Origin of the sequence: Sedimentitalea sediminis, from assembly GCF_042687825.1 — a bacterium.
GTDB lineage: Bacteria > Pseudomonadota > Alphaproteobacteria > Rhodobacterales > Rhodobacteraceae > Sedimentitalea.
This window is the reverse complement of the sequence record NZ_JBHUQE010000014.1, coordinates 49,858-75,864: the sequence shown is the minus strand read 5'-3', so window position 1 is coordinate 75,864 and position 26,007 is coordinate 49,858. Positions and strand designations below refer to the sequence as shown.

Annotated in this window: 25 protein-coding genes and 1 pseudogene; 15 read left to right on the top strand and 11 right to left on the bottom strand. The window is 62.4% G+C overall.

All coding sequences use genetic code 11. From position 1 onward, the window contains the following. Positions 1-5: 5 nt before the first annotated feature. Complete coding sequence (queA, locus tag ACFMPD_RS12560; RefSeq protein WP_380994804.1) at positions 6-1,052, bottom strand: tRNA preQ1(34) S-adenosylmethionine ribosyltransferase-isomerase QueA; 1,047 nt, start codon at positions 1,050-1,052, stop codon at positions 6-8. Positions 1,053-1,142: 90 nt separating this feature from the next. Further along, the gene (locus ACFMPD_RS12555; protein WP_380994802.1) at positions 1,143-4,514 is read right to left on the bottom strand and encodes a YhdP family protein; all 3,372 of its coding nucleotides are present in this window, start codon (positions 4,512-4,514) and stop codon (positions 1,143-1,145) included. A 96-nt stretch (positions 4,515-4,610) separates the two neighbouring features. Between ACFMPD_RS12555 and ACFMPD_RS12550 the strand changes: the two genes are divergently transcribed. From ACFMPD_RS12550 to ACFMPD_RS12530, 5 genes are all read left to right on the top strand, one after another. Continuing rightward, a complete protein-coding gene (locus ACFMPD_RS12550; protein ID WP_380994800.1) occupies positions 4,611-5,072 on the top strand; it encodes a peroxiredoxin in 462 nt (153 codons plus the stop codon). A gap of 169 nt (positions 5,073-5,241) precedes the next feature. After that, entirely contained in the window at positions 5,242-5,919 is a 678-nt protein-coding gene (locus ACFMPD_RS12545; protein WP_380994798.1) for a DUF6778 family protein, read from the top strand. 80 nt (positions 5,920-5,999) lie between these two features. Then, positions 6,000-6,827 (top strand): ferritin-like domain-containing protein, encoded by an 828-nt coding sequence (locus ACFMPD_RS12540; RefSeq protein ID WP_380994796.1) that lies wholly within the window; start codon positions 6,000-6,002, stop codon positions 6,825-6,827. A gap of 217 nt (positions 6,828-7,044) precedes the next feature. Next, entirely contained in the window at positions 7,045-8,415 is a 1,371-nt protein-coding gene (locus ACFMPD_RS12535; RefSeq protein WP_380994794.1) for a DUF5930 domain-containing protein, read from the top strand. Beyond that, positions 8,366-8,872, top strand: a complete 507-nt coding sequence (locus ACFMPD_RS12530) for a bactofilin family protein (protein ID WP_380994791.1) — start codon at positions 8,366-8,368, stop codon at positions 8,870-8,872. The genes ACFMPD_RS12535 and ACFMPD_RS12530 overlap by 50 nt, the downstream gene beginning before the upstream one ends. A 96-nt stretch (positions 8,873-8,968) precedes the next feature. On the opposite strand, the gene ACFMPD_RS12525 is transcribed toward ACFMPD_RS12530, so the two are convergent. From ACFMPD_RS12525 to ACFMPD_RS12515, 3 genes are all read right to left on the bottom strand, one after another. Continuing rightward, complete coding sequence (locus tag ACFMPD_RS12525) at positions 8,969-9,937, bottom strand: DUF3179 domain-containing protein (protein ID WP_380994788.1); 969 nt, start codon at positions 9,935-9,937, stop codon at positions 8,969-8,971. Positions 9,938-10,029: 92 nt separating this feature from the next. Continuing rightward, positions 10,030-10,584 (bottom strand): peptidylprolyl isomerase, encoded by a 555-nt coding sequence (locus ACFMPD_RS12520; protein WP_380994785.1) that lies wholly within the window; start codon positions 10,582-10,584, stop codon positions 10,030-10,032. Beyond that, entirely contained in the window at positions 10,577-11,083 is a 507-nt protein-coding gene (locus ACFMPD_RS12515) for a peptidylprolyl isomerase (RefSeq protein ID WP_380994782.1), read from the bottom strand. Before ACFMPD_RS12515 ends, ACFMPD_RS12520 begins: the two co-directional genes overlap by 8 nt. Before the next feature lie 130 nt (positions 11,084-11,213). Between ACFMPD_RS12515 and ACFMPD_RS12510 the strand changes: the two genes are divergently transcribed. From ACFMPD_RS12510 to ACFMPD_RS12475, 8 genes and pseudogenes are all read left to right on the top strand, one after another. After that, a complete protein-coding gene (locus ACFMPD_RS12510) occupies positions 11,214-12,425 on the top strand; it encodes a phosphoglycerate kinase (protein ID WP_380994780.1) in 1,212 nt (403 codons plus the stop codon). A 130-nt stretch (positions 12,426-12,555) separates the two neighbouring features. Then, complete coding sequence (locus ACFMPD_RS12505) at positions 12,556-13,449, top strand: fructose bisphosphate aldolase (RefSeq protein WP_380994777.1); 894 nt, start codon at positions 12,556-12,558, stop codon at positions 13,447-13,449. Positions 13,450-13,610: 161 nt separating this feature from the next. Continuing rightward, positions 13,611-13,910 carry an FtsB family cell division protein gene (locus tag ACFMPD_RS12500; RefSeq protein WP_380994775.1) on the top strand — a complete coding sequence of 100 codons (300 nt, stop codon included), beginning with the start codon at positions 13,611-13,613 and terminating at the stop codon, positions 13,908-13,910. Positions 13,911-14,097: 187 nt separating this feature from the next. After that, positions 14,098-15,111 (top strand): pyruvate dehydrogenase (acetyl-transferring) E1 component subunit alpha, encoded by a 1,014-nt coding sequence (gene pdhA, locus ACFMPD_RS12495; RefSeq protein WP_380994773.1) that lies wholly within the window; start codon positions 14,098-14,100, stop codon positions 15,109-15,111. Next, positions 15,111-15,359, top strand: coding sequence for a VOC family protein (locus ACFMPD_RS12490; protein WP_380994771.1), 249 nt, complete (start codon positions 15,111-15,113; stop codon positions 15,357-15,359). The genes pdhA and ACFMPD_RS12490 overlap by 1 nt, the downstream gene beginning before the upstream one ends. Further along, a pseudogene (locus ACFMPD_RS12485) lies at positions 15,287-15,628 on the top strand (VOC family protein); the annotation flags it as partial. The gene ACFMPD_RS12490 and the pseudogene ACFMPD_RS12485, both read left to right, overlap by 73 nt. Position 15,629: 1 nt before the next feature. Next, the gene (locus ACFMPD_RS12480; RefSeq protein ID WP_380994769.1) at positions 15,630-17,006 is read left to right on the top strand and encodes a pyruvate dehydrogenase complex E1 component subunit beta; all 1,377 of its coding nucleotides are present in this window, start codon (positions 15,630-15,632) and stop codon (positions 17,004-17,006) included. A 12-nt stretch (positions 17,007-17,018) separates the two neighbouring features. After that, positions 17,019-18,335 carry a pyruvate dehydrogenase complex dihydrolipoamide acetyltransferase gene (locus tag ACFMPD_RS12475; protein WP_380994766.1) on the top strand — a complete coding sequence of 439 codons (1,317 nt, stop codon included), beginning with the start codon at positions 17,019-17,021 and terminating at the stop codon, positions 18,333-18,335. A gap of 67 nt (positions 18,336-18,402) precedes the next feature. Here ACFMPD_RS12475 and cysE read toward each other — a convergent pair whose 3' ends face one another. Beyond that, positions 18,403-19,212 carry a serine O-acetyltransferase gene (gene cysE, locus ACFMPD_RS12470; RefSeq protein WP_380994763.1) on the bottom strand — a complete coding sequence of 270 codons (810 nt, stop codon included), beginning with the start codon at positions 19,210-19,212 and terminating at the stop codon, positions 18,403-18,405. 19 nt (positions 19,213-19,231) lie between these two features. Here cysE and ACFMPD_RS12465 point away from each other — a divergent pair, with 19 nt between their 5' ends. Together ACFMPD_RS12465 and ACFMPD_RS12460 are read left to right on the top strand one after the other, a co-directional pair. After that, complete coding sequence (locus tag ACFMPD_RS12465) at positions 19,232-19,498, top strand: hypothetical protein (protein WP_380994761.1); 267 nt, start codon at positions 19,232-19,234, stop codon at positions 19,496-19,498. After that, a complete protein-coding gene (locus ACFMPD_RS12460) occupies positions 19,495-19,683 on the top strand; it encodes a hypothetical protein (protein WP_380994758.1) in 189 nt (62 codons plus the stop codon). Before ACFMPD_RS12465 ends, ACFMPD_RS12460 begins: the two co-directional genes overlap by 4 nt. A 112-nt stretch (positions 19,684-19,795) precedes the next feature. Here the strand turns inward: ACFMPD_RS12460 and ACFMPD_RS17615 are convergent, their stop codons facing one another. Genes ACFMPD_RS17615 through ACFMPD_RS12435 form a run of 5 tightly spaced genes read right to left on the bottom strand, consistent with a single transcriptional unit; the run spans position 19,796 to position 25,986 of the window. Then, a complete protein-coding gene (locus ACFMPD_RS17615; protein ID WP_476463239.1) occupies positions 19,796-20,089 on the bottom strand; it encodes a DUF7742 family protein in 294 nt (97 codons plus the stop codon). Between the two features lie 5 nt (positions 20,090-20,094). Beyond that, complete coding sequence (locus ACFMPD_RS12450) at positions 20,095-24,018, bottom strand: baseplate multidomain protein megatron (RefSeq protein WP_380994752.1); 3,924 nt, start codon at positions 24,016-24,018, stop codon at positions 20,095-20,097. Continuing rightward, positions 24,018-24,467 (bottom strand): NlpC/P60 family protein, encoded by a 450-nt coding sequence (locus ACFMPD_RS12445; protein ID WP_380994750.1) that lies wholly within the window; start codon positions 24,465-24,467, stop codon positions 24,018-24,020. The genes ACFMPD_RS12450 and ACFMPD_RS12445 overlap by 1 nt, the downstream gene beginning before the upstream one ends. Further along, complete coding sequence (locus tag ACFMPD_RS12440; protein WP_380994747.1) at positions 24,467-25,354, bottom strand: DUF2163 domain-containing protein; 888 nt, start codon at positions 25,352-25,354, stop codon at positions 24,467-24,469. Before ACFMPD_RS12440 ends, ACFMPD_RS12445 begins: the two co-directional genes overlap by 1 nt. Then, a complete protein-coding gene (locus ACFMPD_RS12435) occupies positions 25,354-25,986 on the bottom strand; it encodes a phage distal tail protein, Rcc01695 family (protein ID WP_380994744.1) in 633 nt (210 codons plus the stop codon). Before ACFMPD_RS12435 ends, ACFMPD_RS12440 begins: the two co-directional genes overlap by 1 nt. Between the last annotated feature and the right edge of the window lie 21 nt (positions 25,987-26,007).

The window sequence follows — 26,007 nt, the reverse complement described above, 5'->3', positions numbered from 1 at the left end:
CCGGCTCAGGGAACCAGCAGCGAAGCATCGCCATAGGAAAAGAAGCGATAGCCGTTGCGCACGGCGTGCGCGTAGATCGCCGCGATCCTGTCTTTTCCCATAAGCGCTGAAACCAGCATCAGCAAGGTCGATTTCGGCAGGTGGAAATTGGTCATCAGCGCATCGGTGACGCGAAATTCGAAACCGGGATAGATGAAAATGTCCGTTTCGCCCTCCCAGGCAGCGATGCGGCCGCCACGCGCCGCGGTCTCGATCAGGCGCAGCGCGGTCGTGCCCACCGGAATGATCCGTCCGCCCGCCGCCCGGGTCTCGGCGATCTCGGCGGCGGCCCGGGCATCGACACGGCCCCATTCGGCATGCATCCGGTGGGTGGCGACATCCTCCACTTTGACCGGCAGAAACGTTCCGGCACCGACATGCAGGGTGACAAAGGTAAAGCTGACGCCGATGTCGCGCAACGCCGCCAGCAGCGCATCATCGAAATGCAACGAGGCCGTCGGGGCGGCGACGGCGCCGGGGTTCTCGGCAAAGACCGTCTGATAGTCGGTCCTGTCGCGCGCATCCGCCGGTCTTTTGGCGGCAATGTAGGGCGGCAGGGGCATTGCACCGGCCCGATCCAGTGCCGCGTCGAATTCCGGTCCCGACAGGTTGAATCGCAGATGCGCCTGCCCGTCCTGCACGGCTTCCAGCCTGGCCCTGAGACCGGCGGCGAAATCGACGCTTTCGCCGGGTTTGAGCTTGCGCAGCGGCTTGACCAGCGCCGCCCATGTTCCGTCCGCGCGCGGCTCCAGCAGCGTGACCTGGATGGCCGCAGTGCTGACCCCCTGCGGACCGGTCCGGCAGCGCCGGCCGGACAGGCGCGCCGGGATCACCCGGGTGTCGTTCAGAACCAGCCGGTCGCCGGGGCGCAGCCAGTCGGGCAGATCGCTTACACGGGCATCGGTCAGATTGTCCCCCTGGGCCACCAGCAGGCGCGCGGCGCTGCGCGGCACTGCCGGGCGCGTGGCTATCCGGTCTTCGGGCAGGTGAAAGTCGAAATCGCTCAGTTTCATGGCTGGCCTTCTAGGGCCGGCAGCAACGTTTGACCATCCGCCATTTGCCCCATCCGAACCGCCGCCGGGGCGACACCCGCCGTCCCGGCCCTAGCGGCCGGAAAAGGCATCGTCCGGGTTGAGATGCGGCGAGACCCTGGGCGGCGGGGCGAATTCGTCCACCGGTGGTGGCCTGCGGCGCATGATGTCGCGCAGAGGACCCGGCGTCAGAGCCGACAACGGATTGACCTGAACACGCGGCGCCGCAGCCGGCCCGGTCAGGGTATAGTTGAATCCGATCATGCCTTCGCCCTTGCGACCGACCACGCTGCCGATCTGGTTCAGCAGATAGACCGGCGAAATCACGCCCTGCATCCGCATCCGGCTGGTGGGCACATCCATGGTACCGTCCATGGACAGGCCGATCGAAGGGCCGATGGCGCTGCTTTTAAAGACGGTCACCTTGGACGGGCCCAGGCGGAATTTCGCGTCCACCTCGGAGAATTGGATGCCCTGTCCCGACAATTCGTCCAGCAACCCGACGACGCTGACCGCGTTCAGCAGGGCCGCGATCGCCGGCGCTTCGCGGACCTTGGTGTTGGTGATCCGCAGCGTGCCGTCAAACTGGCCGGGGCGTCCGGCGGGGGTCAGCGTCAGGCCGAAATCGCCGCCATGCGCCTTGGTCAGCAGCCCGGCAGCACGGATCACCCCGCCGGCATCCGAAGCCCGGATGCGCACGGCGCTGCGCCCGGATTGCGGCGTCACCTGCCCGCTGACCTCGGCCTGGCCGTTGACCCGTCCCCGGAACGGGCCGGTCAGCCCGCCGGCCAGGGTGAACTGGCCGGTGAAATCGGTCAGCGCGATCGTGTCGGTCACCTGCAACCGATTCAGCGCCACCTGTAGACCGCCGGGCTGTGCCGCGCCGCCCCCGGCCGAGCCGCTGCTGTCGAACGCGGCGTTGCGCATGTCCAGGGTGCCGCCCAGAATGCGCAGATCGGGCGAGGCCGCACCCCGTCCGATCAGTTCAACCGAGGCGTCCAGCCATCCGCCCAGACGCACCGAACTGAGCAGCGCCCGGTCCAGCCCGCCCCCGGCGCGGTTGACCACGGTGCCTGTGGCGGTCAGACCCGCCGCCTGCAGAATCAGCCGGTCGATCCGTGTCTTGGCGCCCAGCACCCCCACCAGATCCAGCATGCCGGTGCCGGATTCCGGTTTCGCCCAGCCCAGTGGCGGCAGGCTGAGACCGACCCCGGCCAGATCGGATGTCAGCCGCAGCTCGGGTGGCGCGCCGGGCGCCAGTTCCAGGGTGAAATCACCCGATCCGCGCCCCGAGACGCTGTTGCGGGGCAGCCCGATGCCAAATGTTTCCACCAGGCGCGGTGACAGTTCGATCTGCCCCTGCAGCCGGCTGGCCCGGCCCTCGGCCCGGCCCAGGGGCTGGCGCCATCGGGCCCGAACCGGCACATCGCCGATGCGGCCGGCACCGGACAGCACGATCTGGGTGTGATCGCCGGTCAGCTTCAGCGCCGGGGCCTGCACCGTCTGGCCGGGCACCAGCACCGAACTGTGTACGTCCTCGATACGCCCGGCCAGGTGAAAGGTGAACTCGTCAAATCGGATCCGGGGTTTCAGCGGCAGGGTCAGGGTACCGCTGACCTGCGCCATGCCGCGGGCCATATCGACCGGCAGCGGCGTGCCCTTGAGCACCGCCAGCGGCGGGCGGTTGAGCAGCGACATGATCGCCGTCACCCCCCCGTGCCCGGTGACCCGGACCAGCGCCGGCGTGTTGGGTTTGACGGCCACATCCGGAATGATGAAGGATGTGCCGCCTATTTCGACGGCGCCGCCCCGATCTGCCACGATCCGGCCGGCGGTGGCGGTGGCCACAAAGCGCCCGTCGACCAGCGTGCCCTGACCGTGCGCGCCGGTGATCGGCGGCAGGGTCTTGACGAACCGGATCGTCGCATCGGAATAATCGAAATCCAGATAGAGATCGGGCTTTCTGCCGGGTTTGACGCGCAGCGCGATGTCGATGTCGCGCAGACTGCCGCCCGACAGGTTTTCGTCGATCCATTTGCGCGGTTTCGGCGCGGCGCGGTCGGGCCAGATCTCGACCAGCCGTTCGGGAGTCAGGTGGTCGGTTTCCGCATCCAGCGCCAGCGCCCAGCCCTGCGGATCGGCGCTCAGCGCCCCCGACAACCGCATCTGCCCCTGCGGCTGCGCGATGTTCACCTGCCCCAGGGTCAGACGGAACGGCGACAGTTCCAGCCGGAAATCCGCCGTCGACCGGGGCAGCAGCAAAGGTTTTTCATAAAGGCCATCGGGGTTCAGCGAGATGTCGCTGAGGCTGAACTGTCCGATCAGTTCGTCCAGCCCGCCAGCGCCAATGCCCAGATAGGCCCGCCCCTCGGCCATGCCCGTGCCCCAGCCGCTGGACACGAAAACCTCGTCAAAAACCAGAACCTGATCGTCGGGGCGATAGGTAAAATAGCTGTGCGCACCGTTGAACGGCACCGGGCGGGTGGCCTCGGTGGGCTGCAGGACACCTGCACCGATCTGCAGGCTCGCCCAAAGTTGGCCCAGCGCGCCGTCTTGGTCGATTCTGCCGCGCAGCGCCCCCGAGATCGGCGCGCGCAACACGTCCAGCCAGGCCAGGGCCACCGCCTGTGCGGCAATGTCGGAGGCGGCGATATCCGCCACGACGATGCCGAACTCAGCCTCGGTCTCGCCGATCCGGCTGGCATAGTTCATTTCCACCGAACTGGCATAATCGGCGCCGCTGAGCACCGCGAAGCCGCTGGCCAGACGCAGTTGGTCGCCCTCGCGGTCCAGCCGGATCCGGCCGCCATCCAGCGTCCAGGCGCGGTTCTTCAGCGCATCCTCATAGCGCAGCGTCAGCGCCTGCATCTCGACCGAGACCAGGGCCGACAGGACCGGCGACAGGAACAGCTGGTCCCATTCCTCGATCAGTTGCGGCAGGGTCGCGGCCTGATCCACCGGCCTGTCGCTGCGCCCCAGCGACAGGGACATGTTGCCCTGACCGTCGCGCCGCAGGGTGGCGGAACCGCCCGACAGGGACAGGCTTTTGGGCTGGACGCGACCGCGCAGCAGCGGGCGCATCGCCAGGCTGGCCTGGGCGTCGGTCAGATGCACAATCGGCAGACCGTCGGCACCGGACAGGGTGACGTCGCGCAGCCGGACGCGCGGGCGCCAGCCCTGATTGACCACCAGTTCAACGTCTCCGAATTCGATCTGCATGCCGGCCAGGTTGCGCTCCAGCCGGGTCTCGATCCGGGCGCGCAGCCAGTCCGGCAGCGTCAGCGTCTGGCCGATGCCCCACAGCACCAGCCCGCCCGCCAGCAACAGCAGCACCGCCAGCCCGCTCAGCGACCAGCCCCCGACCCGGCGCAACCGCGAGCGGCGACGCGGTGCTGGCGCCGCCGCATCATCCGGCGGGAGCTGGGTTTCTGGGTCTGCCGTCACGAGTTCGGTTCCATATGTCCAAAAGTTTGCCCGTTTAAGTTTGCCCGCAGCCGTCTATGGTGCGCCGCAGACCTGCCCTTTACCAACGGAGTTTACATGATCGAAATCAACGACATGGCCCCCGATTTCACCCTGCCGCGCGACGGTGGCGCGCCTGTCAGCCTGTCCGATCTGCGCGGTCGGGCGGTGGTTCTGTTCTTTTATCCCCGCGATGATACGCCGGGCTGCACCAAGGAATCCATCGGATTTTCCGAGCAGTTGGACGCCTTTTCCGAAGCGGGCGCCCAGGTTTTGGGCATTTCCGCGGACAGCGTCGCCAGTCACGAGAAATTCATCGCCAAACACGGGTTGACGATGCCGCTGCTGGCCGACGAGTCCGCCGAAGTCTGTCGGGCCTATGGCGTCTGGAAAGAGAAAAAGATGTATGGCCGCAGTTTCATGGGAATCGAGCGCAGCACCTTTTTGATCGATGCCCAGGGACGGGTGCAGGCCGCCTGGCGCAAGGTGCGTGTGCCGGGCCATGTCGAGGCAGTTTTGAGCGCCGTGCGGGCCATGTAGCCATGCGACACGCGGCCACCGTTTCTCAATTGGGAATTGTGTTGTGAACAATTTTACCTATCAACAACGCCGTTTGCAGGTTAACAAGTTGCGAATGGAACGGTGCGCCTTGCCCCGGTCCGGCTTTGTGCATGTTTGCGATTGATACCATTGATTACGGAGAGATGTGATGACCCATGACCTTGACAGCGCGCCGGCGGCGGCCGGGGGCAACGACGCCGGACTACTCGGCGTTCTGCGGCGTGCCGGACGGATGGCGGTGCTGGCACCGGCCCTGATGCTGCTGGCCGCCTGCGGAGGCGAATGGGTCACGGATTATGGCGAGCCTCTGGACGGCGCGACGACGCGCGGCTGGCGCGTCAGCGCTGTGCAGGTGACCGTGCCCGACACGCTGACCGTCTCTGAGGAGAACGTCTATATCCCCAATGCCGACATCGTCTGGCATGGCGATCCGCCGGGCGACCGCAAGGCGCAGGTACAGGCGATCATCCGCGATGCCGCGCGTCAGGCGACGGCGGGGCTGCGCGGCGGCCGGCCCGTGGTCCTGGCCATCACCCTGCAGGAGTTCCACGGCGTCACACCGATCGCCATGGCCCGGTCGCCCGAGGCGGTTTATAACATCGCCTTTACCGCCCAGGTCACCGATGCGCGCAATGGCGCAGCCCTGACACCAGCAACGCTGATCAACGCCGATCTTCCCGCCCTGGTGCGCGAGGATGCGGTGACGGCGGCGCAGTTCGGCCCCTCGCAAAAACAGCGCGTCACCGGCCACGTGACCGCAGTGATCAAGGGCTGGCTGGGCATCGGCCCGGATATTCGCGGCAGTTTTGCCAGCCTGGGACGGTGATCTGACGGCGGACGCCTTTCTCCCGAGTTCCGAATTCAACCCCTGGCCTGATTGCGGATCGGCCCACAGGAGCCCGTGCGATGCCCTTATCCCTGGCCGAAATGGCTGTGCAGGTTCTGACCACCGCAGATGGCCGCGAAAAGACCGAGCTTTCGCGCCGCCATGCCGCAGCCTGGTTTTCCGGGCGGCAAGGCACCCGTTCCGGCATCGAGATCGGCGCGGCCTCGCCGCCCAGCCACCCGGCACGGCCCGACGCGCCGGCGCTGCTGTCGCCGCGCGATGTGCCGCGCCGCCGCCCCGGTTCGGTCGCAGGGCGTCAGGCGCTGCTGCATGCGGTGGCTCATATCGAACTGAACGCGGTGGACCTGCACTGGGATATCATCGCCCGCTTTTCCGACACGCCAATGCCGCTGGGATTCTATGATGACTGGGTCAAGGCAGCCGACGAAGAAAGCAAACATTTCAATCTTGTATGCGACTGTCTTGAAGCAATAGGGAGCCACTACGGCGCCCTGCCCGCCCATGCCGGTATGTGGCGTGCCGCCGAGGACACAGCCAACGACCTGATGGGGCGTCTGGCCGTCGTGCCGATGGTGCTGGAGGCCCGCGGGCTGGATGTCACGCCGGGCATGATCGAGGTTTTCCGCAAGGCCGGCCTGACCGATGCGGTGACCGCATTGACGACCATCTACGGCGAAGAGGTCGGCCACGTCGCCTATGGGTCGAAATGGTTCCACTTTCTGTGCGGCCGCCACGAACTGGATCCGAAGACCGTCTTTCACGACCTGGTGCGGCGCTATTTCCACAGCCCGCTCAAGCCGCCATTCAACGAGGAAAAGCGCGCCGAAGCGGGACTGCCGCCGGATTTCTACTGGCCGCTGACCGAGCCCGCCACCGACCCGGCCTGATCCGCCCGGGCCAATAGGCACCGGCGGCTTTTCGCCACGAGCAGCGGTCAAGGCCTTGGATATCGGCGGTTTTTCGCCCATTTACGGCCTTTCGCCCCGCAGCCGCCCGGCAGAGGCGCTGGGATCTTGCACTTGCAGCATTGGCTGTCTATGCAGCCCGCAGGGGCGATTGGCACAGCGATTCCGAGCGCCGAGGGGGATGGAAAAGGATGGGCCCGTGCGGACACGTCTGGCGATCAAGACACATGCGATACTCGAACGGTTCTTTCCCGAGCGCAGACTTTTTCTGAAGTCAGATACCGATACACGATTCATCCGCCTGCGTTCTGCAACCCAGCTTTTCACCTTTGCCGGCGCTGCCGCTGTATTGGCCTGGGCCATTGTGGCCACCGCGATCCTGCTGATGGACAGTATCGGATCGGGCAATTTCCGCGAACAGGCAAAGCGCGAACAGAACCTGTATCACCAACGCCTGAACGCCCTGTCACGGGAACGGGACTCGCGCGCCGAAGAAGCGCTGGCGGCGCAGGGACGGTTCAACGCCGCGCTGGACCAGATTTCGGTGATGCAATCGGACCTGCTGCGCTCGGAAAGCCGCCGCCGCGAACTGGAAACCGGCATCGACGTGATCCAGACTACACTGCGTGACACGATGAAGGACCGCGAAACCGCGCGAACCGCATTGGCCGAACTGCGCAACCAGCACGATAGTGAAACCGGCCCCGGCTCAAAGCTGAACACGGCCTCGGTCCCGGTCTCCTTTCTGACCGAGGCGCTGGCCCGCACCGCGCGGGAACGCGACCAGATTCTGCATGACGCCCAGGCCGCGCTGCAAACCGCCGACAAGCTCGAACGCGATCTCAAGCTGATGCAGGAAAAGAACGATCAGATTTTCCGGCAGCTGGAAGAGGCGATGACAATTTCGGTCGCGCCGCTGGACAAGATGTTCCGCAGCGCCGGCATGCCGACGGACAAGATTATCGAGCAGGTGCGTCGCGGCTACAGCGGTCAGGGTGGACCGCTGACGCCGCTGTCGTTCACCACCAGGGGCGAGGACAATCCCACGGTCGACGAGGTGCGGGCCAACCGCATCCTGAACCAGATGGATCTGCTGAACCTCTATCGCATCGCGGCCGAACGGGCCCCCTTTGCCAGCCCGGTCCGTGCCGCGGTGCGCTATACCAGCGGGTTCGGCTATCGCCGCGATCCGAAAACCGGCGGCCGACGCATGCATAACGGTGCCGATTTCGCGGGCGCATCCGGCACCGATATCTTTGCCACCGCCGACGGTGTCGTCACGCAGGCCGGATGGCAGTCGGGCTTTGGCAAGCTGGTCACGATCCAGCATGATTTTGGCATTGAAACCCGTTATGCGCATACGTCGCGCATTCTGGTGAAGAAGGGGCAAAGGGTCTCGCGCGGGGATCATATTGCTGATATGGGTAGCACCGGACGGTCGACCGGCACCCATCTTCACTATGAAGTCCGGGTCAATGGTACACCAGTTAACCCCATGATCTACATCAAGGCTGCAAGTAATGTTTTCGAAGAGCAAAATAAACGAGCCCGGCTCCAAAACGACCGATGACGCGACCCCGGCGGTGCCCAGCAGTGCACCGGTCACAACGCCGTCGAGCGACTTCAAACCCAGCCCCACAAAGCCGAAACCGCCCGCATCGGCCCTGTCCGCCGATCTGCACATCACCGGCAACATCAAGACCAGCGGCGACATTCAGGTCGAAGGCACGGTCGAAGGCGACATCCGTGCGCATCTGCTGACCATCGGCGAAAGCGCCACGATCAAGGGCGAAGTCACCGCCGACGACGTGGTCATCAATGGCCGAATCGTTGGCCGTGTGCGCGGGTTGAAAGTGCGCCTGACCTCGACCGCACGTGTCGAAGGCGACATCATCCACAAGACCATCGCGATCGAAAGCGGTGCGCATTTCGAAGGTTCGGTACAGCGCCAGGACGACCCGCTGAACCCGGGGCGCTCGGGCAAATCGGGCGGCGCAAACCCGGCCACAGCCAAGGTCAGCAGCTAGAACCGGCTGACAACTCAAAGTTGATTCACGCCCATATTTCAGGTGCCGCGTTGATCCGTGGCACCTGCTTTTTTTTCACGCTGTCGCCCCACTGCCCTAGGGACCCAGCATCCATCGCCCATCGGGCCAAAAGGCGTGAAAGGCAAAGGCGAACATCACGTCATGGGGCAGATCGCGCCCGCGCGCGTCGCGCACCCGGATGCTGCCGACGTCGCGCCCGCCGGCGATGCGATCCGTATCCAGCGCCGAGGCCTGACCCGCACGCCAGGTGATCGTCACGCCGGCCTCTTGCACCCGGCCCGCGCGGCTGAGCCGAAACAGCGGCCAGGCCCGGTCGCCAACCCGCACCACGCGCGCCAGGGCCGGAATGTCATGCGGGGGCAGCGCACCGTCATACAGGAACGGGCGCGTCAGGCTGTCATAGCGGCGATAGGGGTTGCGGCCATAGTCGCGCCGATGCCCGGTCGGGCGGGCCATCACCAGCCCCTCCGGGTGCCGCCCCCGGAACTCGGCCCAGCTTTCCATCCAGGTTGGCAGGGTTTGCAATCGTGTGCCGGTCAGTTGGCCGACGATGGCGATGCCGATGGCCTGCTGCCACCAGCTTTCGGTTTCGCGGTCGAACATCACCATGTCCGAATGGCGCAGCTTGCCCGACACGCCGAAGGTCAGCGTGCCGTGCGAGGTCCGGCGGTCAAAGGTCATGCCGGAATTGCACAAGGGGCAGAATGTGACCGCGATCGGTTGGCCGGCCACCGTGTCGTTGACGATCTCGTGCCAGATCAGATAGCGCACCGGATAGGCGCGCGCCCGGGCGCCGGCGATCTCGACGGTGATGACCGGTTCGCGCGCCTCTAGCAGGCGCTCCTGTCCGGCGCTGGTGAATTGCGGCGCATCGATGGCCGGAATGCCGTCACGGGGCGGCCCGCCCGAGCGGATCTCGGCCCAATCGCGAATGCTGGTGCGGGAAAAATCGGTGCCGGGCCATTCCCGGCGCCAGTCGTCCGGGTCGGCGCATGCAGTGGTGGCGATGATGGCGATGGCCAAGGCCAGTCCGCGAATTCGCATGGGCTGTTTCCTGCTTGTCCTGCAGGGTCAGCCTGCGGCAGGCCGGGCGTTGTGCCCAGCCCGCCACACGCGGAGTTGACCGGAATTGTGCGTCAGTCGGTGACGGAAACGGTCGTCATGACATCGGGCTGGCCGATGACGGCCCCGTTCGGGCCGGCACCGCGTTTGATGGTGTCGACCACGTCCATACCCTCGGTGACACGTCCGACCACGGTATATTGACCGTTCAGGAAATGGCCCTTGTCGAACATGATGAAGAACTGGCTGTTGGCGCTGTTCGGGTCCTGGCTGCGGGCCATGCCGACCACACCCCGGTCAAACGGCACATCCGAGAACTCGGCCGGCAGATCGGGACGTTCGGATCCGCCCATGCCGGCGCGCCGCATGTCGCCGCCCATCTTGCCGAATTCCACGTCGCCGGTCTGGGCCATGAAGCCGTCGATCACCCGATGAAACACCACACCGTCATATGCGCCCGCGCGCGCCAGTTCGGTGATCTGTTCCACATGTTGGGGCGCGACGTCGTCCAACAGTTCGATCGTGACGGTGCCGTTGGCCCCCTCGCCCTGGACCTGTATTTCCAGGCCGGTCGCGCCCACGAGGGCGGGGCTTGCGATCAGGACCAGCGCTGCGGCAAGGCTACGCATCGGCGGCAACCTTGACGCTGATCATCCGGTCGGGATTTGCAGGCGGCTCGCCACGGGTGATGGCGTCGACATGTTCCATGCCGCTGATCACGCGACCATACACGGTGTACTGGCCGTTAAGAAAGCTGTTATCCTTGAAATTGATGAAGAACTGCGAATTGGCGCTGTTCGGGTTGGCGGACCGCGCCGCGCCCAGGGTGCCGCGGTCATGCGGCAATTTCGAGAACTCGGCCGGCAGATCGTCCATGTCGGAACTGCCGGTGCCAGCCATGCGCAGGTTGAACCCGTCTTCCATGTCGCCATGCTGGACATCGCCGGTCTGCGCCATGAACCCCTCGATCACCCGGTGAAAGCAAACGTTGTCATAGGCTCCGGCGCGCGCCAGATCCTTCATCCGCTGGCTGTGCTGCGGCGCAACATCCGGCAACAGTTCGATCACCACGGTGCCGTCCTTCAGTTCCATCAGGATGGTATTTTCGGGGTCTTTAATCTCGGCCATGTGCTTCTCCTGTACAACTTGTTCGCGCCGATACCTAAGCCCGCGACCGGGAATTGCCAAGTGACGCATTGACGAAGGGGCAAAATGTGAGAAAAAGCGCCTGACCGCGAATTGATTAAGGGATTGAGTGATGGGTTGGAACACGCTGGACGACATGGAACTTGCAGGCAAGCGGGTTCTGGTGCGCGTCGATATCAATGTCCCTGTCGAAAACGGCGCGGTCACCGACGACACGCGAATTCGCCGTCTGGTGCCGACGATCAACGATATTCTGACGCGCGGCGGCAAACCCGTGCTGCTGGCGCATTTCGGGCGCCCCAAAGGCAAGCCCGTGCCCGAGATGTCGCTGCGTCCGCTGGTCCCGGCGCTGCAGGCGGCCTTTGACGTACCGGTGTCCTTTTGCGCCGATTGCCGCGGACCGGCCGCCCAGGCGGCGGTTGCGGCACAAGCATCGGGGACGGTGCTGTTGCTGGAAAACGCCCGCTTTTACGCCGGCGAGGAAAAGAACGACCCGGAACTGGCCGCGGAATTTGCCGCGTTGGCGGATGTCTATTGCAACGATGCATTTTCCGCAGCGCACCGGGCGCATGCCTCGACAGAAGGCGTGGCGCGGCTGTTGCCGGCCTGCGCCGGGCGGCTGATGCAGGCGGAACTGACAGCTCTGAAACAGGCGCTGGGGTCGCCGGCGCGCCCGGTGGCGGCGGTGGTCGGCGGTGCCAAGGTTTCGACCAAGCTGGAACTGCTGGGCAACCTGGTGGAACAGGTCGATCATCTGATCATCGGCGGCGGCATGGCGAACACCTTTCTGGCCGCCCAGGGCATCGATGTCGGCAAATCGCTCTGCGAGCATGACATGGCCGAGATCGCGTCGGGCATTCTGGCCAAGGCCCGCGACTCGGGCTGCGCCATCCTGTTGCCCAGCGATGTCATTCTGGCACGCGAGTTCCGCGCCGGCGCCGAGAACTGGACCGCGACCACCGATCAATGCCCGGCCGACGCGATGATCCTGGATGCCGGACCGGAAACCGTGGCGCGGATCACCGCCGTGTTCGCGGGTTCCAAGACGGTGATATGGAACGGACCGCTGGGGGCTTTTGAAATCCCGCCCTACGACACCGCGACCAATGCCGCGGCGCGCAAGGCCGCCGAACTGACCCGCGAGGGGCAGTTGATCAGCGTTGCCGGTGGCGGCGATACGATCGCCGCCCTGAACCATGCGGACGTGGCGGACGATTTTACCTATATCTCGACCGCCGGAGGGGCCTTTCTGGAATGGATGGAAGGCAAGATTCTGCCCGGGGTTGCAGCCCTGGAAACCCGCAAGACGGAATCCGCTTGCTAGCGCAAACAGGGCCGCTGTTTGCGCCAAACCGATTGAAACGGCCAGTGGTGTGGCCTAAGACCGCCTTGCCGATGCGGCCCGTCCGGGCCGGGCGACTGGCGCGAGTCTTGCAACATAAGCGAAAGAAAACATGTCCAAGGATATTCAGATCGAGCAGATGACATCCGGTGCAGGCTTTGTCGCGGCACTGGATCAGAGCGGCGGGTCGACGCCGAAAGCCCTGAAGCTGTATGGGGTCCAGGAGGACGCCTATGGATCGGAAAGCGAGATGTTCGACCTGATCCACGCCATGCGCAGCCGGATCATCAAATCGCCGGGTTTCACCGGCGAGCGCATCGTCGGCGCGATCCTGTTCGAGCAGACCATGGAGCGCGAGATCGATGGCATTCCGACACCGCAATATCTGTGGGACAAGCGCCGCGTCGTGCCGTTCCTGAAGATCGACAAGGGGCTGGCCGATGCTGCGGACGGTGTGCGTCTGATGAAGCCGATGCCCGATCTGGACGCGCTACTGCAACGCGCGGTCAAGGCCGGCATTTTCGGCACCAAGATGCGCTCGGTCATCGACGCCGCATCGCCCAGCGGTATCGCCGCCATCGTCGCGCAGCAATTCGAGGTGGCAGCCCAGGTGCTGGCGCATGGGCTGGTGCCGATCATCGAACCCGAGGTGACGATCAGCATTGACGACAAGGCCGAGGCCGAAGCGATCCTGCTGTCCGAACTGACCCGCCATCTGGACGCCCTGCCCGATGACCGCCAGGTCATGCTGAAGCTGACCCTGCCGGAAACCGCCAACCACTACGCGACGCTGGTGGATCATCCGCGCGTGATGCGCGTGGTGGCGTTGTCGGGCGGCTACAGCCGGGCCGAGGCGAACGACCGGCTGTCTCGCAACCGTGGCGTCATCGCGTCGTTTTCGCGGGCGCTGACCGAAGGGCTTTCGGCGCAGCAGAGCGACGACGCCTTTGACCAGACCCTGGCCGAAACCATCGACAGCATTCACGCGGCCTCGGTCGCCGGCTGAAGCTGGCTCGTCCAAGCCGATGGGCCTTGACGTCATTCATGTACCGACAGGGCGAACCGGCCCTGCCGGCAACCTCCCCCAAAACGGGGATTCACAAGCCGAATCACCTGTGCCATAGTGCCAAAAGACGCCCGCAAAGGGTGCATGTGAGGCAGAGCAGTTTGACCCGTCCGACCCGACCCAACATCGGCACGCTGATCTATTTCGGCGCCGCGTTTACCCTGTGCACCTACTTCACTTTTGCCGCCGTGCAGGGCGATTTCGGGCTGTTCCGGCGGATCGAAATTCTGGCGGAGTCCAAGGCGTTGCAACAGACGCTGGACCGACTGCAGGACGACATTGTCATCACCGAGAACCTGACACGCCGCCTGTCGGACAACTTTCTGGACCTGGACCTGCTGGATCAGCAGGCCCGGTCAGTTCTGGGTTTGCTGCGCGCGGACGAGATCGTCATCCGCTAGGCCGGCGCAGTCCGCCATCCGGTTCCGCTTTTTATCGTGCCGGTCGCGCCCGGCAAACGGTGGGTTCCGAGCGCCCGCCAACGGCCGATACGCGGATCGGCTCCGGATTTTTCTCGCCTCGGACATGCAAATTGTCTATATGATGGTTTAACACTAAACCATTCAGCCAGAGAGGGAGAGCTGCGCGATGGTCACCCGGAAATCCGCCAAAAAATCAACCGTATCCGCCGAGGAACTGAGGACGTTCTACCGTGAAATGCTGCTGATCCGGCGTTTCGAGGAAAAAGCGGGTCAGTTGTACGGGATGGGTCTGATTGGCGGTTTCTGTCACCTGTATATTGGCCAGGAAGCCGTCGTGGTCGGCCTGGAGGCGACCGCCGAAGAGGGCGACAAGCGCATCACTTCGTATCGCGATCACGGTCACATGCTGGCTTGCGGCATGGACGCCGCCGGCGTGATGGCCGAACTGACCGGACGCGAGGGCGGCTATTCCAAGGGCAAGGGCGGCTCGATGCATATGTTCTCGAAGGAAAAGAACTTTTACGGCGGGCATGGCATCGTCGCAGCACAGGTGCCGCTGGGAACCGGCCTGGCCTTTGCCGACAAGTATCTTGAGAACGGCCGCGTCACCTTTACCTATTTCGGCGATGGCGCCGCCAATCAGGGTCAGGTCTACGAGGCCTTTAACATGGCCGCGCTGTGGGACCTGCCGGTGATCTTCGTGATCGAGAACAACCAGTACGCCATGGGCACATCGCAAAAGCGGTCGACGTCGACGCCCGACATCCACACCCGCGGCGAGGCCTTTGGCATCCCCGGCGAGGCGGTTGACGGCATGAATGTGCTGGCGGTGAAAGAGGCTGGCGACAAGGCGGTGGCGCATTGCCGCGCGGGCAAAGGCCCGTATATCCTGGAAATCAAGACCTATCGCTATCGCGGCCACTCGATGTCGGATCCGGCCAAGTACCGCACCCGCGAAGAAGTGCAGAAGATGCGCGAGGAACGCGATCCGATCGAACAGGTGCGCGGCCTGCTGCTGAGCGGCAAACACGCCACCGAAGACGACCTGAAGGCGATCGACAAGGAGATCAAGCAGGTGGTCAATGCCGCCGCCGATTTCGCCAAGGACAGCCCCGAACCGGCGCTGGATGAACTTTGGACGGATATCTATGCCGACGCAGCCGCGCAGGAGACCGCCTGATGCCGCATTTCGAGATTCACGCCGCAGATGTCGACGCCGCCAAGACGTTCTATGGCGGATTGTTCGGTTGGGAGTACTCGGCGATGCAGGGGGGCGAGGACGTGGACTATCACCTGATCGAAGGCTCTGACATCGGAACGGACAAGGGCGTCTCTGGCGGGCTGATNCCGCCAAGACGTTCTATGGCGGATTGTTCGGTTGGGAGTACTCGGCGATGCAGGGGGGCGAGGACGTGGACTATCACCTGATCGAAGGCTCTGACATCGGAACGGACAAGGGCGTCTCTGGCGGGCTGATGCGCCGGATGGACGAGCCCCCCCCGCCGGGGTCGCCGGTACGGGGGGGAACCATGACTTTCGAGGTCGAGGATTGCGACAAGTCCTATGCCTGGGCACTTGCCAACGGCGGCGCCGAGGCGCTGCCGCCACAGGACTATCCCGGTATCGGGCGCTGCGCCTATGTTGAGGACGGTCAGGGAAACATCGTCGGAATGATCAAGCCGGAAGGAGACGCGTAACATGGCAACCGAGATTCTGATGCCCGCCCTGTCACCGACCATGGAGGAAGGCACCCTGGCAAAATGGCTGGTCAACGAGGGCGACACCGTATCCGCAGGCGACATTCTGGCCGAGATCGAGACCGACAAGGCGACCATGGAGTTCGAGGCCGTCGACGAGGGTATCGTCGGCAAGATCCTGATCGCGGCAGGCACCGAAGGTGTCAAGGTGAACACTCCCATCGCGGTTCTGATAGAGGATGGCGAAGACCTTCCCGCCGAAACCGGCAGCGCCGCACAACCGGACGAACCTGCGCCTGCAGAGGCGTCGGCACCGACCTCGACCCCGGCAAGAGCCGCCGAGGCGCCACAGGCGCCGCAACCCGACCTGTCGCCGGACTGGCCAGAGGGCACCGTGCTGAAACAGCAGACGGTGCGCGAAGCCCTGCGCGATGCCATGGCCGAAGAGATGCGTTCGGATGACACGGTGTTCCTGATGGGCGAAGAGGTGGCCGAGTATCAGGGCGCCTATAAGATCAGCCAGGGCCTGCTGGACGAGTTTGGCGCCAAGCGGGTGATCGACACGCCGATCACCGAACACGGGTTCACCGGCATTGCCGTGGGCGCGGCCTTTGGCGGGCTTCGGCCGATCGTCGAGTTCATGACCTTCAACTTTGCCATGCAGGCGATGGATCAGATCATCAATTCGGCCGCCAAGACGCTGTACATGTCCGGCGGCCAGATGGGCGCGCCCGTGGTGTTCCGCGGCCCCAATGGCGCAGCCGCCCGGGTGGCGGCGCAGCACAGTCAGGATTACGCGGCCTGGTACATGCAGATCCCAGGATTGCGGGTGGTGATGCCGTATTCCGCCTCGGACGCCAAGGGTCTGCTGAAAACCTCGATCCGCGACCCCAACCCGGTGATTTTCCTGGAAAACGAAATTCTCTACGGTCGCAGCTTTGATGTGCCCGATCTTGAGGATTTCACCGTACCGCTGGGCAAGGCCCGGATCTGGCGCCAGGGTGAGGATGTCACACTGGTCAGCTTTGGCATCGGCATGAAATATGCGCTGGAAGCAGCCGACCGTCTGGCCGACGAGGGCATTCAGGCCGAAGTGATCGACCTGCGGACCCTACGCCCAATGGATACGGATGCAATCATCGCCTCGGTCATGAAAACCAATCGCTGCGTCACGATCGAAGAAGGCTGGCCGCAGGGGTCGGTCGGAAATTACATCAGTTCGGTCCTGATGCAGCAGGCCTTTGATTATCTGGATGCACCAGTGATCAACTGCACGGGCAAGGACGTTCCCATGCCATACGCCGCCAATCTGGAAAAGCACGCTTTGGTGACCACCGACGAGGTGATCGCTGCCGTGAAACAAGTGACCTACAAATAGGGAGCGCGCGCCATGCCAACTGAAATCCTGATGCCCGCCCTGTCACCGACCATGGAAGAGGGAACACTGGCCAAATGGCTGGTCAAGGAAGGCGACAGCGTCGCTTCGGGCGATCTTCTCGCCGAGATCGAGACCGACAAGGCAACGATGGAATTTGAGGCCGTCGACGATGGAATCGTCGGAAAAATCCTCGTGCCCGAAGGCACCGAGGCGGTCAAGGTCAACACCGCCATCGCCGTTCTGCTGGCCGAGGGCGAAAGCGCCGACGACATCGGCACCACAAACACAACGAAAGACGTTGCCGCCGCCCCGGCACAGCCGGAAGAACCCGCCCCGGCCCCCGTGCCGGGGCCTCCCCCGGCGCAAAGACCAGCACCGGCCGCGGCCAAGGGACCTGACGGCGCGCGCATCTTTGCCTCGCCGCTGGCCCGGCGTATCGCAGCCGAAAAGGGGGTGGACCTGTCGCGCATCACCGGGTCCGGACCGCATGGCCGGATCGTCAAGGTCGACGTCATCCATGGCCAACCCGCGCCGGCTGTTCCCGCAGCAGCAACAGAGGTAGCCAAACCCTCCGCGCCGCCTCCCGCCGCAGCAGCTACCCCGCCTGCCGATGCCATCGCGAAACTCTATCAGGGACGCGATTTCGAGGAAATTACGCTGGATGGCATGCGCAAGACCATCGCAGCCCGCCTGACCGAGGCGAAACAGTCGATCCCGCATTTCTATCTGCGTCGCGAGATCAAACTGGATGCCCTGCTGAAATTCCGAGGCGAGTTGAACCGCCAATTGGAATCACGAGGTGTGAAACTGTCGGTCAACGATTTCATCATCAAGGCCTGCGCCCTCGCCCTGCAGGATGTGCCGGCGGCCAATTCGGTCTGGGCAGGCGACCGGATGCTGCAACTCAAATCATCGGATGTCGCCGTGGCCGTGGCGGTCGATGGCGGCTTGTTCACGCCCGTCCTGCAGGACGCCGACAAGAAAACCTTGTCCACCCTGTCGGCGGAAATGAAAGATCTGGCCAGCCGGGCCCGTGACCGAAAACTGGCCCCGCATGAATATCAGGGCGGCAGCTTTGCCATTTCCAACCTGGGCATGTTCGGTATCGAGAATTTCGATGCCGTGATCAATCCACCGCATGGGGCGATTCTGGCTGTCGGCGCCGGTATCAAGAAACCGGTTGTTGGAAAAGATGGGGAACTGGAGATCGCGACCGTGATGTCCGTCACACTGTCAGTGGATCACAGGGTCATTGACGGGGCTCTGGGCGCCCAGTTGCTTGAAGCCATTGTCGGAAACCTGGAAAACCCGATGACCATGCTGGCCTGAGCCGACACGGCGCGGACCATGGTCCGCGCCCGCAGACCGCGGCCACCTCGGCGGTATTTCCGGCCCTTCAGCGGGGTGTGGAAAACAACTGATCCATGTTGACCGATGGCTGATCACAACCCGCTTCGCCAACTATCCGTGCCGGTATGCCCGCAACCGTCTTGCAGGGGGGCACGTCACTCAGCACAACAGAACCGGCCGCGATGCGGCTGCAATGCCCGATTCTGATATTGCCCAAAACCTTTGCGCCTGCCCCGATCAGAACGCCATCCTCGATCTTCGGATGACGATCCTCCTCTTCTTTTCCGGTCCCGCCCAAGGTCACGGAATGCAGCATCGACACATTGTCACCAACGACCGCGGTTTCTCCGATCACGATGGAATGGGCATGGTCGATCATGATGCCCTTACCGATCCTTGCGGCCGGATGAATGTCAATTCCGAAAATCTCGGACACCCGCATCTGAAAGAAATATGCCAGATCATGCTGCCCTTGTTGCCACAGCCAGTGTCCGACACGATAGGCCTGCATCGCCTGATATCCCTTGAAGTAGAGAACCGGCTGCAAAAGGCGATGACAGGCCGGGTCGCGTTCGAACACGGCAACCAAATCCGCCCGCGCCGCTTCGGTCAGATGCGGCGCGCCTTCAAAGGCCTGATCGGCAATCTCGCGCAGAATGACCATCGACATCTCGTTGGAAGACAGCTTGGCCGCAATGCGATAGGATAAGGCTTTTTCCAGCGTCTTGTGATGTAGAATACAGGCGTGAATCAAACCGCCCATCAACGGCTCCTTGCGGACGGCCTCGCGGGCCTCCTCCGAGATCCGGTTCCAAACGGGATCCACCGGGGCGATCTTGCTGCTGGTTTCGGCCATAGCGGTTCATCCTTGTCTCGTGTCAGGATATGCATCTATTCCAGAAAATGCCAAACGCAAACTTGTGATTGTTGAAATTGCCGAATGGAATGGATCGCACACCGAACTTATGGCCGAAAGACCACGTGAACTGATTGACCGGTTGAACGAGAAGAACGCCCGCGGTCTGGCGAACCACGCCATCGCCCCCCTGGATCAGCAGTCTGTTGGCCGTCTCAACCGAATGGAGCCGTTACAAAACCAAAAATGGCGCGCGCGCTACAGGTTCGCGATGATCAACAGATGACCAAATTGCGCGCCGCTTTGCTGCGTATTGAATTGGGTGTGTTCGGGCATTGTATGGATTGCGGAAAAACGATCCAAGCCAAACGGTTACCCCTGAATTCAGCGGTAGCGAAACTGCATCAGTTGCGCCACGGGTTGAATATCCGAACAATGCATTCGCTGCACAACCGGTTTGCGACCCAATGAACTCATCTGTGCGCTACGCAACCAGTCTCAGATCGTTCTACGACGAACCGAAACACCCTAAAACGAAGGCTGATCAGAAAGATCAAGGTCACCGCAACAGGATACGACGGGTTCAGGTCGCGACACGCGCCTTCCATTCGATCAGTCCGCGCAACACCATCTCGAAACACTGGCAGTAATCGGGATCGTCGAACCCAGGATCATCGACCAACGGGCGCCTGCGAGCAACGGCCATCAACGATCCGTTCCCCCAAAAGGGATGCATCCGCCCGACCTTTCGAACAAAGCGGTCCGCCCTTTCCGCCTGAACGATCATGCGTTGACACAGTTCCTTGCGATGGGACGACGGTACGCTCAAAAGCGCACGCGCTGCGTTGGCCACGTCTCCGTGCAATATGGGGCGCATCTTCTTTACTCCTCTAGTTCAACACTGGAGAATGACCCGACTCCGTAACGGGCCGACAATTGTGCGACCTCGATCCGTGCGGGATAGGTCAAATTATCCGACAACTGTAAATCAGAGGCATAGTTCCAGCTGGGCGATGTCACCGTGGCCTCTCGCAACATGGTCGCATCGTTCCAGACCCGGATCAGGTATTCTTCGCTGTCCTCACCCAGAGGGACATCATGCAGATCCCAACTGTCGCCGTCGATGCGCGTTCGCCTGACCCATTCAACCAGCAGATCACCGTTCTGTCTCGCGTTGATGCAAAGATGACAGGGCGCATAAGGGCGCAGACCGTTTCCGTCAAAGGTCTCGACGAGATGCGTATAGGACGGATCGTCATACCCGCGTCGCGCCGGTCCGATGCGGAAATGGCGGGCAATGCGTCGTTGGGCACTTGTCAGTTCGATCTGAACTGGTGCCTTGTCCAGCAGCACGAACCACGAACCGGAGGGCCACACCGTTGGCATCAGCCCATCGCTGCCCAGTTGCCCGCGCAAACGCATGGACAATCGGTAGGTATCTTTTTCGACCAGATCGGCATTTTGGAACTGAAACAACTCCCAGTTGCCGCTCGAGCCATCTCCGATCGCAGCTAGATTCGCACCGTTCAGAATCGCCTCGCGGCTGCGGGATTCCAAAACGCCGGAAAGCAGCTTGATCTGCAGAGCTTGGCCCTCATCCCAGAGTCCGGCCTGCGCGTGCTTCAGTGGTGTTTCAGTCCGACCAATCACGGAACGCTTCGCGATGATCTCACTCAACGAATAATTGTCATCCGACGCCGAAGCGTACATTGCAACAGTACCTGGCCAGGGGTGCGCCGATGCAGCAACGTGAGGCGCATGGGGCACTTCATCTCCACCGATCAACGGTAGATCCAGGAACAACGGAAAGATCGGGGCCGGAGGCGCAAATGTTTTCACGCCCGGATCGTCATCCGCCATTTCCGACGGCGAATAAACCTCGCGTTCGATCCTGACCGCTTCAACGATCTGCAAATCGGACTGTTCAATCCGATCGATCCGGAAATCTGCCTTGCCCCCATCTCTGTCCGAGGGCAGTCGAACAACGTCTCCCGCGCCAAGGTTCATCTTGGAGGGCGGCAACGCAAATCGGACTTTGTCACGAGAAACGCGCGCCTCGGTCAGCCAACGCTCTGCGACCTGACGTCCCTGCGCCCGGGTCATTGCTAACTGCAATTCACTAGAGGTTACGGCATGGGTCTGGGTATCTGACAGCACGGATTCCTCGGCCACAATATCGTGGTTCGCGCCGGATTGAATGAACCGCACCCTGACCCTTCCCGTGATTTCGGCTTCGGCATCGCGGCTCTGCTCAATCACCCCATCGAGCTCACCAGATTCCGCCAGATGTTGTTCATCCAATACCGTAGCGGACTTGCCGTCCCTCATGACAAAGCGCAGAACTCCGTCTCGTTCAATCGCATCAAAGCCGTATCTTAGCATCAGGGGCTGCAGGGCGCTGCGCGCATCCGAAACTTGCTCGACAACATAACCCGGCACAACTCCTTCCAGTCGTGATGTATCTACAGCCGGGACTCCGGACTTGCGGCAAATCTCATCCACAACCGATGCCAGGGAACGGCCACCGATGCGGCCGTTGATCCAATGACCGCGCGCATAGTTCCCCCCATCACTCCACAATTCCCGATTGTTCGGAAAACTCGGGAACGGACGTGCGTCCCATGCCCAGACATAGGCATTGTCCATGTCGATCATTCGCCCGGCATACAGATCCGATTCGGGGTTGTTTGACGTGTCGCCCCAATACCCCAGCACCGACTGAAGATATCGCCATTGAATCAAATCATCCCGCAGGCCGTTTGAGCCGCGTGGAAACGCAGATTCCGACGATTTCGGATCGACGAACTTGTTCGGCTGATTGGTGGCCTTGTCCAGCGCTGCGCATCCCAATTCCGTGAACCAAATCGGCTTGGACTGCGGCACCCAAGCCGTTGGCGCGCTCTGCCTAACACCCGAAATCCGTTCATGATGTGCGTTTTTCCACCAGTTCCGAATATCCTTGTATCTCCAGATCCAAGGCTCATCGAATGCCGAATCCTGGATCAGCGACCGCGTTTGAGACGCCTCCGCCTCGGGCGAGGAATAGTACCAGTCATATCCCTCGCCGCCCTCGATATTGGCTGTCAGGTAAGCCGGATCATAGATGCTACCCCATGCGGCATCGGCGTGATCATCACCATCCCGCCAATCCGACAAGGGCATGTAGTTGTCGATCCCAACGAAGTCGATATTGTCGTCGGCCCACAGCGGGTCTAGATGAAAATACCGATCGCCACTGCCGTCCAGGGGCTGATACCCAAAGTACTCGGACCAGTCGGCAGCGTAGCCAATCTTAACCCCTGGCCCCAGCAGCAACCGAGCTTCGGCCGCAAGTTCTTTCAGGGCAGACACCGACGGAAACCCCTGGCTCCCGCGGATTTGCGTCAACCCGCGCATTTCCGAACCAATGCAAAAGGAAGAAACGCCGCCAGCTGCGGCACACAAGGCCGCATAGTGCAGGATGAAACGCCGTAGTCCCCATTCCTGCGGACCATTGTACTGCACAACACCATCGCCGACCGAAAAGTCCGAGGCACGCGCCGTTCCAAAAAACTGCGAAACTTCGTTTTCCGCGGCCAGCGAACCATCCGGCGAAGCATCTCTTCCCGGCGCGACCGACAAAGTCAGGCGACCACGCCAAGGCAATGGCGGCTGGTCAGCAGCTCCGGTCCAGGGGTCCTTCAACCCGTTTCCGGCGACTTGATCCATCAAGATAAAGGGATAGAACATCACACGCCGGCCCGCTGCGTTCATATACCTGATCGCCTCGACGACAGCCGCATCGGCGGGCGTACCGCCGTAGATCGGATTGCCATCCTGTCGAGCGATCTCTTCAGCCGTAGTACGTGTCTTGCCCGCCACTTCCCATGGCATGTTGCTGCCGTCGACTTCTGCGCGCTCGATCTTGGGGGCAATTTCACAGGAACCGCAACGCAGATCATTGCCGAACCAAGACACGATCAAAGAGGCCGCATCGCACCCGGGCAGTTCTTCAGTCAAAGTGTCAAAAGAGGTCTCAAAATCGGTCTTTCCGGACGGGCTGTTGCTGTTCGCGGCCCAACTGCTGCCCGGCCCCTTGCTGTAATAAACCGGCGTCGTCGCCAGGGCGTATTCGCCGGTACCTGGCATCAGCGCGACTCCCTTGATCATCCGAGCGGGGTCGCTGTCGACACTCGGCGAGTCGCCTTGCTCGGTGCGAAGGACTTCAAAAGAGAACTGCGGCACCCGATTTCCGAACCGCTCCAAGGACAGGTTTTCCATAACAACATAGGCTGTCCCTCGATAGGCTGGAACGTTCCCTGCTCCTTCGATCGCTTCGATGGCCGGGTCGGGCAACTGATCCATCGAACCCGAATAGATGCGCAGGTTCAGTTCGTCGCGACTGACCTCTTCACCATCGGCCCAGACACGCCCGATGGTCGAGATCTCGCCTTCGCAAACTGCCAACGCCAGCGAGACAGAGTAGCTGTATGTCGTCACCTTTGGTGTGCTGGGGCTTCCCTTACCGCCGCCTGTCTTGCTGGCAGTTTCAATGAAATCAGATGCCCAGATGACCTGACCGCCAACACGCATTCTGCCAAAAACCTGCGCAATCGGCTCTCCATCACCCGCCCGTGTCAATCTGAACCGGTCGACACGTCCGGTCTCCACCGGCTCCGATCCGGTGCCCAAAAGCCGCTGATCGATGACCTGTCCCATTGTGGCACCGACTGCGCGGCCAACGGCCACGGTGGACAGTCCCGCCAGCGTGCCGCCCACAGATCCGCCGACTGCCGCTCCGGCAGCTGAAAGTAGTATCGTCGCCATTACTGCTCCTCCCGAGGAAATTTGAAACGCGCCACGATCCGCCTTTTCCATGGCGCACTCAGGGGACTTTCGACAACGCCGTATCCGGCGTAGGCGTGAACAAACCGGGCGCAGTTCCCGGTTTCCGAGACGACCCCAAGATGCTTGGCAACCGACCCGCTCCGCATCCGGAACAGAACCACGTCACCGGGTTCCAGTTCGGATCGGACCATTGAACATCTGATCAGATGACGCCCAGCCGCAACCCAAAGGCGCTCTTCGCCCTGCGGTTCGGACCAATCCATGGAATACACTGGAACGGCCTCGGGCTCCTCGCCGATGATTTCCCGCCAAATTCCCCGCACCAGACCCAGGCAATCAGTGCCAGCACCCCGTCGCGACGCTTGATGGCAATAGGGTGTGCCGATCCAGCTTCTTGCCGCCTGCACAACTTGGTCCTGATCGGTCATTACCGCAGACTCCCACCTGAATTGGTTCCATTTTGCTTTGGAACGGTCATCATCCAGTCTTCGCCCGGAATGTCCGGAAATCCTTGGAAATTCAGAATATTGTTGAACTTTTTTCGGCATGTCTCCATGCGTTTGTCGCACCCAGCTTCCAATCGGACGACATCGCCCTCCGAAACCTGAGACCGAATGGGCTCCCACAGTTCAATCACTCTCGCACCGTTTTGGAACCGATCCTGCTTGATCATACCCCACAGACCCTCAGCAGGCCCCGACTGAACCACAAGGCGACCGCGCGCAAACCAGCCAGGCTCGAATTCCGACATATTCTGCCACTGAAATTCGCGTGTGTCGGTGACCTGCTCAACGGGCCGTTCGGTGAAATACCCCGCCGTGTTCAAACCGAAACGGCAACCGTTATCACCCAGTACCGCCGTGCAGGGTTTTTGATAGATACGGCCCATCGGGCGATTTAACGCTTCGGTCAAGCCGCGTAGCTCTGCCTGAAAACCACCACCCGAGCGCCGCAGCTCGCCAATATGGCCACGAAACTGCAGCCACCGCACATTGACGTCCGCCCAATTGACCAGCCAGGCCCGGACTTCAGCACCATCAAATCGTCCGGCGACGATTTCTTCGTCTCGAACCGACGCGTCACTCAGGACACCTACCGCTTCGGTGTTGTCGACCGACAGGCCCGTGCTCTGCTGCAGAGCCAAAGCCGACAGACCAGAATCCGCTTTGAACTCGATCCCATCAAAGGCTAGCGCCCTATCGTGATCGGTGAACCCAAAAACCGTACCGTCCTTTCGGGTTATGGCCCAGCAACGGCACAGCGTCGTCAACCCGGTTTCGATATGCGCCCGGAACGTGTCATTCATCGCAGCCATCAGACCCGCACCTCGACTACCGGAACGCTTGGAACGTCCCCCGCCTGAAAGGTCGCGACGCTGGTGTGGATGCGGTCCGTGTCAAATCTGACCGGCACATCGAATTCGAATCCGGCAGTAATGGCCAGGGAATGCTCGGGGGCCAGACCAAAGCGGATCAGTCCCGTCGACACGTCCACGTCGAAATCAGTGCCTTCGCGCAACTCGCTGTCCCCGACACCAACTCGGACCGTTCCCGCCACCGGCTTGCAAATCGGTCTGGCATAATCGAACGCACCGGATTGATATGTCTTAATCAAAGAAAACTCGGTGCGGCTCCCATCGCCGGTGCCAATGATCTGGTCGTTGAATGCAACGTCCCCTGAGGGACGGCCCGACTTGAAGTCCGACCAATCCTTCCAGCGAAAACCGTACATCTGCCCGCAACGAGCTTCGAAGAACGAAATCAGCGTTTCCACGTCATCCAGCGAACGCATCCCCATTCCCGCATCGTAGCGACGACGGGAATGCGCCCATGGCGTGTTCCGTTCTTCGAACCCGTTTGCCAGGGTCACAACGTCCGTGCGGCGCTCAGGCCCGCCAACCGAGCCAAAGCTCAGCGATGCAGGAAATCTCACTTCGTGAAAGTTCATCCCATTTCCCCTTCCGATCCG

Coding starts and splice junctions, on each gene's coding strand:
- ACFMPD_RS12530 (WP_380994791.1), top strand. CDS start 8,366: ATGTTTTCGAAGAGCAAAATAAACGAGCCCGGCTCCAAAACGACCGAT.
- ACFMPD_RS12440 (WP_380994747.1), bottom strand. CDS start 25,354: ATGGCTGCGATGAATGACACGTTCCGGGCGCATATCGAAACCGGGTTG.
- ACFMPD_RS17615 (WP_476463239.1), bottom strand. CDS start 20,089: ATGCGCCCCATATTGCACGGAGACGTGGCCAACGCAGCGCGTGCGCTT.
- ACFMPD_RS12545 (WP_380994798.1), top strand. CDS start 5,242: ATGACCCATGACCTTGACAGCGCGCCGGCGGCGGCCGGGGGCAACGAC.
- ACFMPD_RS12435 (WP_380994744.1), bottom strand. CDS start 25,986: ATGAACTTTCACGAAGTGAGATTTCCTGCATCGCTGAGCTTTGGCTCG.
- ACFMPD_RS12450 (WP_380994752.1), bottom strand. CDS start 24,018: ATGGCGACGATACTACTTTCAGCTGCCGGAGCGGCAGTCGGCGGATCT.
- ACFMPD_RS12520 (WP_380994785.1), bottom strand. CDS start 10,584: ATGCGTAGCCTTGCCGCAGCGCTGGTCCTGATCGCAAGCCCCGCCCTC.
- queA (WP_380994804.1), bottom strand. CDS start 1,052: ATGAAACTGAGCGATTTCGACTTTCACCTGCCCGAAGACCGGATAGCC.
- ACFMPD_RS12505 (WP_380994777.1), top strand. CDS start 12,556: ATGTCCAAGGATATTCAGATCGAGCAGATGACATCCGGTGCAGGCTTT.
- ACFMPD_RS12480 (WP_380994769.1), top strand. CDS start 15,630: ATGGCAACCGAGATTCTGATGCCCGCCCTGTCACCGACCATGGAGGAA.
- ACFMPD_RS12475 (WP_380994766.1), top strand. CDS start 17,019: ATGCCAACTGAAATCCTGATGCCCGCCCTGTCACCGACCATGGAAGAG.
- pdhA (WP_380994773.1), top strand. CDS start 14,098: ATGGTCACCCGGAAATCCGCCAAAAAATCAACCGTATCCGCCGAGGAA.
- ACFMPD_RS12550 (WP_380994800.1), top strand. CDS start 4,611: ATGATCGAAATCAACGACATGGCCCCCGATTTCACCCTGCCGCGCGAC.
- ACFMPD_RS12525 (WP_380994788.1), bottom strand. CDS start 9,937: ATGCGAATTCGCGGACTGGCCTTGGCCATCGCCATCATCGCCACCACT.
- ACFMPD_RS12445 (WP_380994750.1), bottom strand. CDS start 24,467: ATGACCGATCAGGACCAAGTTGTGCAGGCGGCAAGAAGCTGGATCGGC.
- ACFMPD_RS12510 (WP_380994780.1), top strand. CDS start 11,214: ATGGGTTGGAACACGCTGGACGACATGGAACTTGCAGGCAAGCGGGTT.
- ACFMPD_RS12460 (WP_380994758.1), top strand. CDS start 19,495: ATGACCAAATTGCGCGCCGCTTTGCTGCGTATTGAATTGGGTGTGTTC.
- cysE (WP_380994763.1), bottom strand. CDS start 19,212: ATGGCCGAAACCAGCAGCAAGATCGCCCCGGTGGATCCCGTTTGGAAC.
- ACFMPD_RS12515 (WP_380994782.1), bottom strand. CDS start 11,083: ATGGCCGAGATTAAAGACCCCGAAAATACCATCCTGATGGAACTGAAG.
- ACFMPD_RS12540 (WP_380994796.1), top strand. CDS start 6,000: ATGCCCTTATCCCTGGCCGAAATGGCTGTGCAGGTTCTGACCACCGCA.